This is a genomic window from Brevundimonas sp. NIBR10, from assembly GCF_027912515.1.
Classification (GTDB): Bacteria; Pseudomonadota; Alphaproteobacteria; order Caulobacterales; family Caulobacteraceae; genus Brevundimonas.
The window spans coordinates 1,775,117-1,787,485 of record NZ_CP115464.1 but is presented as its reverse complement, the minus strand read 5'-3'; the positions used below and the strand labels follow the sequence as shown (position 1 = coordinate 1,787,485).

Annotated in this window: 14 protein-coding genes; 2 read left to right on the top strand and 12 right to left on the bottom strand. The window is 65.7% G+C overall.

Features of this window, described 5'->3' with window-relative positions; all coding sequences use genetic code 11:
- Window positions 1–41: 41 nt before the first annotated feature.
- The 10 genes from O5K39_RS08805 to O5K39_RS08760 all read right to left on the bottom strand — a co-directional run bounded on the left by O5K39_RS08805 (window position 42) and on the right by O5K39_RS08760 (window position 8,078).
- On the bottom strand, window positions 42–440 hold the full coding sequence (locus O5K39_RS08805) for a TfoX/Sxy family protein (RefSeq protein ID WP_271146901.1): 399 nt from the start codon (window positions 438–440) through the stop codon (window positions 42–44).
- Window positions 441–444: 4 nt separating this feature from the next.
- Entirely contained in the window at window positions 445–840 is a 396-nt protein-coding gene (locus O5K39_RS08800) for an iron-sulfur cluster assembly accessory protein (RefSeq protein ID WP_271146900.1), read from the bottom strand.
- A gap of 10 nt (window positions 841–850) precedes the next feature.
- Window positions 851–1,255, bottom strand: a complete 405-nt coding sequence (locus O5K39_RS08795; RefSeq protein ID WP_271146899.1) for an SUF system Fe-S cluster assembly protein — start codon at window positions 1,253–1,255, stop codon at window positions 851–853.
- Window positions 1,255–2,499, bottom strand: a complete 1,245-nt coding sequence (locus tag O5K39_RS08790; RefSeq protein WP_271146898.1) for a cysteine desulfurase — start codon at window positions 2,497–2,499, stop codon at window positions 1,255–1,257. Before O5K39_RS08790 ends, O5K39_RS08795 begins: the two co-directional genes overlap by 1 nt.
- Window positions 2,478–3,491: a Fe-S cluster assembly protein SufD gene (sufD, locus tag O5K39_RS08785; protein WP_271146897.1), complete on the bottom strand. Its 1,014-nt coding sequence runs from the start codon at window positions 3,489–3,491 to the stop codon at window positions 2,478–2,480. The genes O5K39_RS08790 and sufD overlap by 22 nt, the downstream gene beginning before the upstream one ends.
- On the bottom strand, window positions 3,488–4,237 hold the full coding sequence (gene sufC, locus O5K39_RS08780) for a Fe-S cluster assembly ATPase SufC (protein WP_271146896.1): 750 nt from the start codon (window positions 4,235–4,237) through the stop codon (window positions 3,488–3,490). The genes sufD and sufC overlap by 4 nt, the downstream gene beginning before the upstream one ends.
- Window positions 4,238–4,613: 376 nt before the next feature.
- Window positions 4,614–6,080: a Fe-S cluster assembly protein SufB gene (gene sufB / locus O5K39_RS08775; RefSeq protein WP_271146895.1), complete on the bottom strand. Its 1,467-nt coding sequence runs from the start codon at window positions 6,078–6,080 to the stop codon at window positions 4,614–4,616.
- Window positions 6,080–7,210 (bottom strand): cysteine desulfurase family protein, encoded by a 1,131-nt coding sequence (locus O5K39_RS08770; RefSeq protein ID WP_271146894.1) that lies wholly within the window; start codon window positions 7,208–7,210, stop codon window positions 6,080–6,082. Before O5K39_RS08770 ends, sufB begins: the two co-directional genes overlap by 1 nt.
- A complete protein-coding gene (locus tag O5K39_RS08765) occupies window positions 7,207–7,605 on the bottom strand; it encodes a hypothetical protein (RefSeq protein ID WP_271146893.1) in 399 nt (132 codons plus the stop codon). Before O5K39_RS08765 ends, O5K39_RS08770 begins: the two co-directional genes overlap by 4 nt.
- Entirely contained in the window at window positions 7,602–8,078 is a 477-nt protein-coding gene (locus tag O5K39_RS08760; protein ID WP_271146892.1) for an Rrf2 family transcriptional regulator, read from the bottom strand. The genes O5K39_RS08765 and O5K39_RS08760 overlap by 4 nt, the downstream gene beginning before the upstream one ends.
- Window positions 8,079–8,237: 159 nt before the next feature.
- Between O5K39_RS08760 and O5K39_RS08755 the strand changes: the two genes are divergently transcribed.
- Window positions 8,238–8,888, top strand: a complete 651-nt coding sequence (locus tag O5K39_RS08755) for an alpha/beta hydrolase (protein WP_271146891.1) — start codon at window positions 8,238–8,240, stop codon at window positions 8,886–8,888.
- Between the two features lie 284 nt (window positions 8,889–9,172).
- On the opposite strand, the gene O5K39_RS08750 is transcribed toward O5K39_RS08755, so the two are convergent.
- Both O5K39_RS08750 and O5K39_RS08745 read right to left on the bottom strand, forming a co-directional pair.
- The gene (locus O5K39_RS08750) at window positions 9,173–10,378 is read right to left on the bottom strand and encodes a DUF1343 domain-containing protein (RefSeq protein ID WP_271146890.1); all 1,206 of its coding nucleotides are present in this window, start codon (window positions 10,376–10,378) and stop codon (window positions 9,173–9,175) included.
- On the bottom strand, window positions 10,375–10,941 hold the full coding sequence (locus tag O5K39_RS08745) for a DOMON-like domain-containing protein (protein WP_271146889.1): 567 nt from the start codon (window positions 10,939–10,941) through the stop codon (window positions 10,375–10,377). Before O5K39_RS08745 ends, O5K39_RS08750 begins: the two co-directional genes overlap by 4 nt.
- Window positions 10,942–11,109: 168 nt before the next feature.
- Between O5K39_RS08745 and tyrS the strand changes: the two genes are divergently transcribed.
- The gene (gene tyrS, locus O5K39_RS08740; RefSeq protein WP_271146888.1) at window positions 11,110–12,366 is read left to right on the top strand and encodes a tyrosine--tRNA ligase; all 1,257 of its coding nucleotides are present in this window, start codon (window positions 11,110–11,112) and stop codon (window positions 12,364–12,366) included.
- Window positions 12,367–12,369 lie beyond the last annotated feature (3 nt).

Sequence of the window (12,369 nt, the reverse complement as noted above, 5' to 3'; positions counted from 1 at the left end):
AAAATGCGCGCAGGCACCGCCCAAGTCATTTTAACTCGACGTCATGACCTCGATTTAATGTCGGCGTTCGCCGCGCCGCCCTTTCGCGATTTCGCAGTCTTTGCCGCCGCCTTGCGCAGCGCGACATCGATGGCCTCGCGGGCCCAGCGAACGGCCTCGTCCGGATCATCGACCGCGCTTTCAGGCAGGCTCCAGTAACCCAGGCCCATCACCGCCCCGTCCTTGCCGGGATAGGTGAACTGACGCGACCCTGCGGCCTCCAACGCCGGTACGGTCGTCTCGTCCGCCTTGAGCCAGATCAGGCCGTCGTCCAGCAGGGCGAAGATCAAGCCGTGCGAATAGACCGCCCCGGCCCCGAACATCCGCTTGAACTCCAGCGGACCGAGACCCGCCAGGTGCTCACGCACCCATTCCTCGAAATCGGGATCGCGCGCGGCCACGGGGTCAGGCGTCCAGCGCAGCGGCCGGGATGATCGTCACGCTCTCGCCGCAGCCGCAGGCGTCGGTCTGGTTCGGATTGCGGAACACGAATTTGGACGCCAGCTTGGTCGTCTCGTAGTCGATCTCGGACCCGATCAGGAACAGGATCGCCTTGGGGTCGATCAGGATGGTGACCCCCTTGTCCTCCACCACCTCGTCCATCGGCTCGATCGTCTCGGCATAGGCGAAGGTATATTCCTGACCCGCGCAGCCGCCGTTCTTCACCCCGACGCGCAGGGCGATGTAGGGCTTGTCCGCGTTGGTCATGATCTCCTGCACGCGCTCTGCGGCAGCGTCGGTCAGGGTCACGGCCTTGGGGCGGGGACGGCGGAGGCGGGTCGTGGTCTGGAGTTCGGTCATCGGCAGTGCCTCAGAACATGTTCAGGGCCAGCTTGGCCTCGTCGCTCATCTTGGAGGAGTCCCACGGCGGGTCGAACACCAGGTTGGCACGCGCCGACTTGACCGACGGCACCTTCATCACCGCGTCCTCGACCCAGCCCGGCATCTCGCCGGCGACGGGGCAACCGGGTGCCGTCAGAGTCATCTCGACGATCACGTCGCGGTCGTCGTTGACATCGACCTTGTAGATCAGGCCCAGCTCATAGATGTCGACCGGGATTTCCGGATCATAGACGGTCTTCAGCGCCTCGATCAGGTCGTCGGTCAGGGTATTGAGCTCGGCCTGCGACAGGGCGCTCGTCTGGGGCTCGTCCCAAGCGGCGGCGAAGGCGTCTGCGCCGGCAACGTCGGTCTTTGAAATCGTCTCGTCTGTCATCACACAAAGAACTCGCGCGCCCGGATCAGCGCATCCACGAAGGCGTCGGCGTCCTCCGTCGTATTATATAGGGCGAAGCTGGCGCGTGTGCTCGACGTCACGCCAAATCGCTTCGCCAGCGGCTCGCAGCAGTGGATCCCGGCCCGCACGGCGACACCATACCGGTCCATGATCTGGGCCAGGTCATGGGCGTGAACGCCCTCGACCGTAAAGGTGAACATCGCGCCCTTCCCATCCGCCGTGCCAAGCTCCCGCAACCAATTCAGGCCCTCGGTGCGGCTGCGGACGTGGTCGTACAAAGCGTGCTCATGCGCCGCGACCGCCACCCGGTCGAAGGCCGACAGCCACGTCAGCGCCGCCCCCAGACCGATCGCCTCCAGGATCGGTGGCGTCCCCGCCTCGAACCGGTGCGGCGGGGCGGCATAGGTGATCCGTTGCTTTTCGACAACGGCGATCATCTCGCCCCCGCCCTGATAGGGCGGCAGGCTCTCCAGCGCCTCGGCCGTGCCGTACAGCGCGCCGATCCCGGTCGGACCGAACAGCTTGTGCCCGGTCAAGACATACCAGTCGCAGCCGATCGCCTGCACGTCCGGCGAGGCGTGAACCGCCCCCTGGCACCCGTCGATCAGGACGCGGGCTCCGGCCGCATGGGCCAACCGCGTGATCTCCGCGACCGGATTGATTGTCCCCAGCACGTTCGACATATGGGTGACGGACACGACCCGGGTCTTCGGCCCCAGCATTTCGGCATAGGCCGCCATGTCCAGCGACCCGTCGTCCAGCACCGGGATCCATTTCAGCACTGCTCCATGCCGTTCGCGCAGGAAATGCCAGGGCACGATGTTGGAGTGGTGCTCCATCTCCGAGACGATGATCTCGTCGCCCGGCTGGATCGACAGGCCGATCCCGTTCGCGACCAGATTGATCGCCTCGGTGCCACCCTTGGTCCAGACGATGGTGTCGGGATGGGGCGCGTTCAGATACCGCGCCACGATTTCGCGCGCCGCCTCGAACGCCTCGGTCGCCTCGTTGGACAGGGTGTGCAGGCCGCGATGGACGTTGGCGTACGACCCCTCCATCTGCGCCACGAAGGCGTCGATCACCGCCTTCGGCTTCTGGGCCGAGGCGGCGTTGTCCAGATAGACCAGCGGCTTGCCGTTCACCGTCCGCGACAGGATCGGGAACTGGGCCCGCGCCGCATGGGGATCGAAGGTCTTGGTGATTAAAGCCGTTCCGTCAGCCATGACCGCACCACCTCCCGCGCCTGTTCGTGTTCGATCCGGTCGACGACCTCGATCAGGAAGGCCTGCGTCAGCAGGGCCCGCGCCTCGTCCACCGGAATGCCACGCTGCTGCATGTAGAACAGGGCGCTCTCGTCCAGATTGCCGACCGTATTGCCGTGCGCGCACTGGACGTCGTCGGCGTAGATGACCAGCTCAGGCTTGGCGTCCACCTCAGCCCGTTCGCCCAGGATCAGAGCGTGGTGCCCCATCCGCGCATCGGTCCCGTCCGCCCCGCGCTCGACCACGATCTTGCCCTGGAACACGCCGCGCGCGGCGTCGCGCACGACGCCCTTGGTCAGTTGCGAGGTCTCGCCGTTCAGCCCGCCGTGCGAGACCACACTGGTCAGGTCGGTGTGACGCGCGTCACCCAGCGCATAGAGGCCATCAAGGCGAACCTCGGCCGCCTCCCCGCCATGGGCCACGGTCGTCGCCTGACGCTGCAACTTGCCGCCCGTCGTCACCGTCGTCTGGCGATAGACCGCGCCCGGCGCGACCCTGACGTCGATGTCTGTGACCGAGATGGCCTCGGCCGGTTCCTCGACCAGCACGATGCGCGTGACCTCGGCCCCCGCCGCCACGTCGATGTCGATCCGGTTGTGGGCGACATAGTCCCCTGCGGCACCCTCATGGCTCTCCAGCAGCAGCAGCCTGGCCCCCGGCCGCGCGGCGATCTTCACCGAAGCGGTGTGGCCCGTTCCGACCGCCTCCGAAACGAACCTCAGCCGCAAGGTCTGCACCCCTGACGCGACGAAGGCCTCGGCCCCGACCGCTCGGCCGTTGCCGAACGCGATCTCGTCCCCGCCCAGCGCCTCGAACGGCCCGCCACCGGTGACGACCGCCTCGCCCGACGGCATCGGGGCTTCGCGCAGCACCCGGCGCAGGTCGGTGTATTTCCAAGCCTCGACCCGCCGCGACGGGAAGGTGGAAGCGTCGCGCAGGTTCAGTGCGGTCACGCCGCGACCGGCAGGTACTGATCGTACCCTTCCGCCTCCAGCTTCAGCGCCAGTTCAGGCCCGCCCGAGGCCACGATCCGGCCGGCGGCCAGCACATGGACCCGGTCGGGTTTGATGTAGTCCAGCAGCCGCTGATAGTGGGTGATCACCAGCATGGCGCGGTCGGGCGAGCGCAGGGCGTTCACCCCCTCCGACACGATCCGCAGGGCGTCGATATCGAGCCCGGAATCGGTCTCATCGAGGATCAGCAGCGACGGTTCCAGCAGGGCCATCTGCAGGATCTCCATCCGCTTCTTCTCACCGCCGGAGAAGCCGACGTTCAGCGGCCGCTTCAGCATGTCGAAGTCCATCTTCAGCGCGCTCGACGCCGCCTTGACCTGTTTCAGGAAGGCCGGAGCCGACACCTCCTCCTCCCCCCGCGCCCGCTTCTGCGCGTTCAGCGCCGTGCGCACGAAGGTCAGGGCCGGCACACCGGGAATCTCGATCGGATACTGGAACGACAGGAACACGCCCTTGGCCGCCCGCGCCGCCGGATCGAGGTCGAGCAGGCTCATCCCCCGCCACTCGACCGAACCCTCGATGGCCTCATAGCCAGGCCGCCCCGACAGGGCATAGCCCAGCGTCGACTTTCCGGCCCCGTTCGGCCCCATGATGGCGTGCACCTCGCCCGCCGGAACATCGAGCGTCAGCCCCTTGAGGATCGGCTTGTCGCCGACGGAGACGTGGAGGTTGGTGATGGAGAGCATGGTCAAATTTTCGGACTCGAATCTTCGGCTTCACACCGAAGAAGGACAAAGATGTTCTTGGGATTCAGATCGCCGAAGGGCTCTTCGCCGCATTCCCACTCACCGGCTCCGCTATGCCGATTGATGGTTGCTCGACATTCGCGACGCGCTTCGTTCGCCGGAAAGATCAGTCGATACTGGTGCTCGGACACCACTGAGTGACCCGCTGGCGCACTGGACCCGCTGGCAAAGATCGCTGAGCCAGCCGTTGGATCTAACCGGAACAGTAGGGCGCCTCCGCCTCGCTCCGGAACGCATCTCAATCCAACAACTGATGCCTCCTGCGCAGCGCAAGAGGACGTACTCATAAGCGCAACGGCAGCAATGAGAACGCCCCTCACCCCACGCTCCCTTCCAGCGAGATCGCCACCAGCTTCTGTGCCTCGACGGCGAACTCCATCGGCAGCTTCTGCATCACGTCGCGGACGAAGCCGTTGACCAGAAGGGCCACGGCCTCCTCCTGCGACAGCCCGCGCTGCTGGGCGTAGAACAGCTGGTCGTCCGACAGGCGCGTCGTCGTCGCCTCGTGCTCCAGCTGGGCCGAGCCATTGCGGGCCTCGATATAGGGGACGGTGTGAGAGCCGCACTCCGACCCGATCAGCAAGGAATCGCACTGTGTGAAGTTCCTCACCCCCGTCGCCTTCGGATGCACCGAGACCAGACCGCGATAGGTCGAGTCCGACTTGCCCGCCGAGACCGCCTTGGCGATGATCCGGCTCTTCGAGTTCTTGCCCAGATGGATCATCTTGGTGCCGGTGTCGGCCTGCTGATGTCCGTTGGTGATGGCGATCGAATAGAATTCGCCCGAGCTCTCCTCGCCGCGCAGGACGCAGGACGGGTATTTCCAGGTGACGGCCGAGCCGGTCTCGACCTGGGTCCACGACACCTTCGACCGATCGCCCCGGCAATCGGCGCGCTTGGTGACGAAGTTGTAGATGCCGCCCCGCCCTTCCGCGTCGCCGGGATACCAGTTCTGCACCGTCGAATATTTGATCTCGGCGTCGTCCAGCACGACCAGCTCGACCACCGCCGCATGCAGCTGGTTCTCGTCGCGCATCGGGGCGGTACAGCCCTCCAGATAGGAGCAATAGCTGCCCTTGTCGGCGATGATCAGGGTCCGCTCGAACTGACCCGTCTGGCTCGCGTTGATGCGGAAATAGGTCGACAGCTCCATCGGGCAGCGCACGCCCGGCGGGATGTAGACGAACGATCCGTCCGAAAACACCGCGCTGTTCAGCGCCGCGAAATAGTTGTCCGACACCGGCACCACCGACCCCAGATATTGCCGCACCAGATCGGGATATTCCCGCAGCGCCTCCGAGATCGGCATGAAGATCACGCCCACTTTCGCCAGCTCGGCCTTGAAGGTCGTGACCACCGACACGCTGTCGAACACCGCATCCACCGCGTATCGCGGCGCGCCCTCGACACCCGCCAGCACCGCCTGCTCACCCAGCGGAATGCCCAGCTTGGCATAGATGGCCAGGATCTCCGGATCGACCTCGTCCAGAGACTTCGGCCCATCCTTCTTCCTGGGCGCGGCGTAATAGAACAGCGACTGGTAATCGACCGGCTCGTATTTCACCGAGGCCCAGGTCGGCTCCTCCATCGCCAGCCAGCGTTCATAGGCGGCGAGGCGCCATTCCAGCATCCACTCCGGCTCGCCCTTCTTCTCCGAAATGAAACGCACGATATCGGCGTTCAGCCCGCGCGGCGCATATTCCGTGTCGATGTCGGACGTGAAGCCGTGCTCGTACTTTTCCAGCGCGGCGACGGCGTCGATGGTTTCCTGGACGGCGGCCATCAGGCGACCTGCCTTTCATTCTTACGCGCCCGCTGCGCGACATAGGCGGCGGCCCAGGCGTCGGCGAACCTGTGCCAGTCCTGTTCCGTCGTGCCCCAGCCCCCGGACGCCCTCAGCCCCCCGGACGCAAGGTCGATCCGCCCCGTCGCCAATATGGTCCGCGATGGCTTGGTCTTGCCCGAGTTACAGGCCGATCCGCCCGAAACCATCACGCCCGACAGATCGAGCGTGATCAGCTGACGCGGGCTGTCCCAGTCGCTGACAGCCAGAAACAGGGTGTTGGGCAGGCGCGGCGCGCCCTCCCCCACGATCGTCGCCCCGGCAGCCTTCACGACCGCCTCGGCAGCATCGCGCCAGACCCGATGCGCCTCGACGCCGGCCAGACCGCTGCGCGCGCTGTCCGCCGCCACGCCGAAGCCGACGATGCCGGGCGTGTTCTCGGTGCCGGCGCGCAGGCCGCGTTCCTGGCCGGCACCGTGCAGAATCTTCGCGGCCGCCAACCCCTCGCGCATCACCAGCGCGCCGACGCCTTGCGGTCCGCCCAGCTTGTGCGCGGACAGGGTCAGGCTATCGGCACCGAGCACGCGGATATCCACCGTGATCTTGCCCGCCGACTGGATCGCATCGACATGCAGCCAGCCCTTCGCCGCTCGGACCAGACGCGCCGCCTCGGCGATCGGCTGGATCACGCCGCTTTCGTTGTTCGCATGATGGATCGCCACCACAGCCCGGCCCGGTCTGGCCAGAAGCTCGGCCAGCGTCTTCAGGTCGATCACACCCCGCCCATCGACCGGCAGCACCTTGACCGGCTTGCCCGTGGCGATGGCCGCCTCGGCGATGCAGGGATGTTCGGTGGCGCAGACGATCATTCGCTCGCACCCGGCCGCCAGCGCACTGGCGAGGCCCTGCGCATTCGCTTCGGTCCCGCCGGAGGTAAAGACCACCGCCGTCGGATCGGCACCGACCAGATCGGCCACCAGCGCACGCGCCGTCTCGATCCGCGCCCGCGCCCGCCTGCCGGCCGCATGCACGGCCGACGGATTGCCGTTGTCGGCGAGGGCCTTGGCCATCACGTCCTGCACTTCAGGCCGGACGAGGGCGGAGGCGTTGTAGTCGAGATAGACGCTCATTGGCCGTGTCCTTCATCACCCGTGACGGCCAGCAGTTCTTCGACACGGATGAACGGCTGAGGCGGAAGCCCGAGATGCCCGTCGGCCTCCATTTCGAGCACCCCCTTAATTCGGAGGTTCACCCCGCCACTGTCTCTCCAAGGATAGGGTCGCTTCCGCCACGTCGCATCAAGGAACCGGTCAGCCAGAGGCCCCTCTGCCCTTGGCCCGAGCGCAATGGGCACCAAGCAATCAGGGGCGACTAAGCCTTCGCCGTGCATGAAATCAGTGAGGTATCGCCCCTCGACAATCACCGCTGTGCCGAGAGGAATTTCACGAAGATCATCGCACGGGGTGATGTTTCGGGCCGGGTCGCCCAACGCGGCCATAAGCATGAAGGTCAGGACCGCACTCACGCCGCCACTCCCACTTCAGCTTGAGTGGCCCGGCGGCGCGCGCCGGTGCGGTTCATCACCACGTCTTCCAGCGACACTCCCGCCAGATAGCGATGTATCTCGTCGCCCAGGTCTTCCCACAGATTGTGGGTGATGCACCGTTCGCCGGCCATCATGCAGCCCTTGGGCGAGGAGTGGGAAGCGCACCGCGTCGCCCGGATCGGCTCATCGACGGCCAGCACGATCTCGGACACCACGGTTTCCTGCGGCGCCTTGGCCAGACGGTAACCACCGCCCGGCCCGCGCACGCTCTTGACCAGCCCGCCCTTCCTCAGACGGGCAAAAAGCTGCTCCAGATAGCTCAGGGAAATCTCTTGGCGCGTGGCAATCTCGGCCAGCGACACCGCCCGTGCGGACCCGTCCGAGCCCAGCCCGTTCTTGGCCAGATCGGCCATCGCCATCACGGCGTATCGTCCCTTGGTCGACAGACGCATCGCACCTACTCAAAAATCTCGCGCTTTTCAGGGGCCCTGTGCTAAGAGCCGCGCCTTTAAGGAAGGCCGCTGTGCGCTGGCTGGACTTATAAAGTCCCACCGCCACGGTCAAGTATTGCCCGGCCGCGAAACGACGATTGAACGGATTATTCGAGCCCCATGCCTGAAGTCATCCTGCCCGGCGCCTCTGGTCGTATCGAGGGTCGCTACTCCCCCGGCAAGCGCGCCAACGCCCCCATCGCCCTGATCCTGCACCCCCACCCCAAGGCGGGCGGGCATATGAACAACCCGGTCGCGGTGACCCTGTACCAGCTGTTCCAGAAGCGCGGCTTCGCCACCCTGCGCTACAATTCGCGCGGTGTGGGCAAGTCCCAGGGTGAGTTCGACTCAGGAATCGGCGAGCTGGCCGACGCGGCCACCGCCCTGGACTGGCTCCAGTCCAACAACCCGGCGGCGACCCAGACCTGGGTCGGCGGCTATCAGTTCGGGGCCTATATCGGCATGCAGCTTCTGATGCGGCGCCCGGAAACGGACGGCTTCATCTCGGTCTCGCCACCGTCGAACATGTACGATTTCAGCTTCCTGGCCCCCTGCCCGGCCTCGGGCCTGTTCCTGCACGGCACCGCCGACACCATCGTCCCGCCGGTCGAGGTCGAGCGCGTCGTCAACAAGCTGCGGACCCAAAAAGGGATCGTCATCGATTACGAACTGGAAGAAGGTGCCAGCCACTTCTGGCAGAATCACATCGACGCCGTGGACCGCCGGGTCGGCCTGTATCTGGACAAGCGGCTGGAAGCCGAACCGGCCTGATTGGCGCGTTCGGCGCAAGGCTTGCGAGAAATAGGCTTATATTCCTCTCAACCCCCTGCGCTTGGGTGGCATCGCCACCAACTGCCCTTTCGAGTCTTTGAAAAGTGCAGGCTGCAACCCCGTGGTGTCGGCCAATGGAAACCACCGCGCTTGGCGGTGCCCGTTCCACCCCTGGCTCAAGTCATTGATTTTTCTTACACGGACTTGGCGGTTTGGCGGTTTGGCGGCCTGTTTTCAGAGCGTCACCGCCACGAAGCGGGAGCTGCGGCAACGGGCTGGGCGGCCTAATAGAGCAGGAAAGGCTTCCGGGTCTCGACCCATGCCGCCTCGTCAGGCGTCGCCAGCGCGTCCAGATCAGCCGCCGTTGCCGACCGGTCATCGACCCATTCCCGCAGGATCGGCGAGCCGTTGATCACGTCGATCGGCAGTTTCCCGAACGCATACTCATACGGAAAATCCCGCCACAGGTCGTAATCGGGATACAGGTTCCGGATCGCCTTGAACCCCGCCGCCTGCACCCGCCAGGGCCGGAAGGCGTCGTGGTCATAGAACGGCCCGTCCACATGGATCTGGACCCCGCTGCACAGCTGGCCGACGTGCTTGTGGAAGGTCGGCTGGAACCAGCAGTCGCGCAGGATACACCCTTTCAGCCAGTCCGGCGCGATCCGTTGCATCTCGGCGATCACGGCGCGGGCGTCGATGTCGGGGGCCCCGAACAGCTCCAGCGGCCGGGTCGTGCCCCGCCCCTCCGACAGGGTCGCCCCCTCCAGCATCACCGTTCCGGCATAGGCCCGCGTCATCGACACATTGGGGGCGTTCGGGCTGGGGTTGACCCAGGACCGTTCGTTCAACGGCCAGCCGAATCCCGGCCCGAAGTCGGGTGCCCAGCCCTCCATCTCGACGACCTTGTATTCGGGCACGTCCAGCTTGAAATGGTCGATGAACCAGTGCCCCAGCTCCCCCAGGGTCATCCCGTGCCGCATCGGCATCGGCCCCGCGCCGACGAAACTCTCCCAGCCGGGCCGCAGGGTCGTGCCCTCGACCGGTCGCCCCGCCGGATTGGGCCGGTCCAGCACCCAGACCGCCTTGTGGTGCTCGGCCGCCGCCTCCAGCACGTAAAGCAGGGTCGTGATGAAGGTGTAGATGCGGCAGCCCACGTCCTGGAGATCGATCAGGATGACGTCGAAGGTCTGCATCGAGGCGTCGGTCGGCCGACGCACCTCGCCGTACAGGCTGAAGACGGGGATGCCGTGAACCGGATCGGTTTCGTCGGGGCTCTCCATCATATTGTCCTGAAGGTCGCCCTTCATCCCGTGCTGGGGCCCGAAGGCGGCCGTGAGCCGGATGCCGGGAAGTGCCGCCAGCGCGTCCACGGCATGGGTCAGGTCCTCGGTCGCGGAGGCCGGATGGGCCAGCAAGGCGACGCGCCGTCCCTCGAGATCGGCGCGCAGGGCCGGGTCGGACAGCAGGCGATCGAGGCCGGTCTTCATGGAAGGTCCAGAACGAAGGAGTCGGGATGATGAAAGTCCGGCTTATCCGAAGGATGCGCCAACGCCCAATAGGTCTTCGCCCCGTCGATGGTTTCGATGACTGCCGAAAGGCCGATCCGATCGGCGGAGGGCGGCAGATCAACGACGAAGCCCAGATCTTGATAGCTGCCGCGACCTTCAAGGCAGACCAGCCAAGCCTCCTCTTTCGCCGGTATCATCCCCTGTCGATAGCCGCTGAAGCTGTAGGATGCCCACTGACCCGAAGTTGCGAAGTTGAATTCGCGATAGCCATCGTCGGTGCTGATGAACAGCTCGAAGCAGGTATGCTTCCAAAGCTCATCCCCTCGGCCCGCGCTGGACAAGCTCTCGATCATGACGGGGCCGACTTGACGGGGCCAACGGATCCGGGCCGTCTCGCCTCGGAGACGGTAGGTCAGCCGGAGCCGGTTGCCTTCGCGACGGAGATCTACGTCGATGTGCTCGACCGGAGACCCTGGCGTGCTGGGATGGTGGATCAAGGTAACGGCCATCCCCCTCGATACCCCGACCTTGACGCGGGTCAACGCCTGAAGCTACGCACTGACCATGATCGCAACCCGCGCCATCACCTGCCTGTACTACCGCTCGCTGAGCTAGCGAGCGGCTGCGAACTCACGCGCCGCCCACGCTGGCGGCGCGACCCACCCGGAAACGGATGACGCCCGCTGGCCTCCCTGCTAACGGAACGCCCCATGACCGACCCGACCTTCAAGTCCGACTTCCTGACAACGCTTCAGGCCCGCGGATACATCCACCAGATCACCCACCCGGCCGAGCTCGACGCGGCGGCCAAGGACGGGATCGTCTCGGGTTACGTCGGTTTCGACGCCACAGCGCCGAGCCTGCACGTCGGCAACCTGATTTCCGTGATGATGCTGCGCCGGCTCCAGCAGGCGGGCGGGCGGCCCGTCGTCATCATGGGCGGCGGCACGACCAAGGTCGGCGATCCGACCGGCAAGGACGCCTCGCGCCCCCAACTGACCGAGGAGACGATCCGGTCCAACATCGCCACCATCAGGACGGTGTTCGAGAAATTCCTGACCTTCGGCGACGGCCCGACAGACGCCATCCTGATCGACAACGACGAATGGCTGTCGAAATACGGCTACATCGAATTCCTGCGCGACTACGGCACTCATTTCACCGTGAATCGAATGCTGGCCTTCGACTCCGTCAAGCTGCGTCTGGAACGCGAACAGCCGATGAGCTTCCTCGAGTTCAACTACATGCTGATGCAGTCGGTGGACTTCCTGGAGCTCAACCGCCGCCAGAACGTGACCTTGCAGATGGGCGGCTCGGATCAGTGGGGCAATATCGTCTCGGGCGTCGACCTGGTCCGTCGCGTGGATCAGAAGGCCGCCTTCGGCCTGACCACCCCCCTGCTCACCACCGCGTCTGGCGGCAAGATGGGCAAGACCGCGCAAGGGGCCGTCTGGCTGAACGCCGAACAGCTGAGCCCCTACGACTACTGGCAGTTCTGGAGGAACGCCGAGGACGGCGACGTCGGCCGCTTCATGAAGCTGTTCACCGACCTGTCGCTGGACGAGATTGCCGTCTGGGAAGCGAAGCAGGGTGCCGAGATCAACGAGGCCAAGAAGGCGCTCGCCGACGCCGCGACCACGATGCTGCATGGCTCTGACGAGGCGGCCAAGGCCCGCGCGGCGGCGGAAGGCGCGTTCGAGCGCGGCACGGTATCCGCCGACCTGCCGACCGTCGAACTCCCGTCGGCCGAGGTCATCGGGGCCATGATCGCAGCCGTGACCACCAAAGCCGGCCTGACCGCCTCCAACGGCGAGGCCCGTCGTCTGGCTCAGGGCGGGGGCTTGCGCCTGAACGATGAGGCGATCTCCGACGGCGCACGGCTGATCGAGGCTGGCGACGTGAGCGCCGAGGGCGTCATCAAACTAGCCGCGGGCAAGAAGAAGATCGTACTCGTCAGGCCCGTCTGACCC

Coding starts and splice junctions, on each gene's coding strand:
- O5K39_RS08800 (WP_271146900.1), bottom strand. CDS start 840: ATGACCGAACTCCAGACCACGACCCGCCTCCGCCGTCCCCGCCCCAAG.
- O5K39_RS08750 (WP_271146890.1), bottom strand. CDS start 10,378: ATGAAGACCGGCCTCGATCGCCTGCTGTCCGACCCGGCCCTGCGCGCC.
- O5K39_RS08790 (WP_271146898.1), bottom strand. CDS start 2,499: ATGGCTGACGGAACGGCTTTAATCACCAAGACCTTCGATCCCCATGCG.
- O5K39_RS08755 (WP_271146891.1), top strand. CDS start 8,238: ATGCCTGAAGTCATCCTGCCCGGCGCCTCTGGTCGTATCGAGGGTCGC.
- O5K39_RS08795 (WP_271146899.1), bottom strand. CDS start 1,255: ATGACAGACGAGACGATTTCAAAGACCGACGTTGCCGGCGCAGACGCC.
- tyrS (WP_271146888.1), top strand. CDS start 11,110: ATGACCGACCCGACCTTCAAGTCCGACTTCCTGACAACGCTTCAGGCC.
- O5K39_RS08770 (WP_271146894.1), bottom strand. CDS start 7,210: ATGAGCGTCTATCTCGACTACAACGCCTCCGCCCTCGTCCGGCCTGAA.
- sufB (WP_271146895.1), bottom strand. CDS start 6,080: ATGGCCGCCGTCCAGGAAACCATCGACGCCGTCGCCGCGCTGGAAAAG.
- O5K39_RS08760 (WP_271146892.1), bottom strand. CDS start 8,078: ATGCGTCTGTCGACCAAGGGACGATACGCCGTGATGGCGATGGCCGAT.
- sufC (WP_271146896.1), bottom strand. CDS start 4,237: ATGCTCTCCATCACCAACCTCCACGTCTCCGTCGGCGACAAGCCGATC.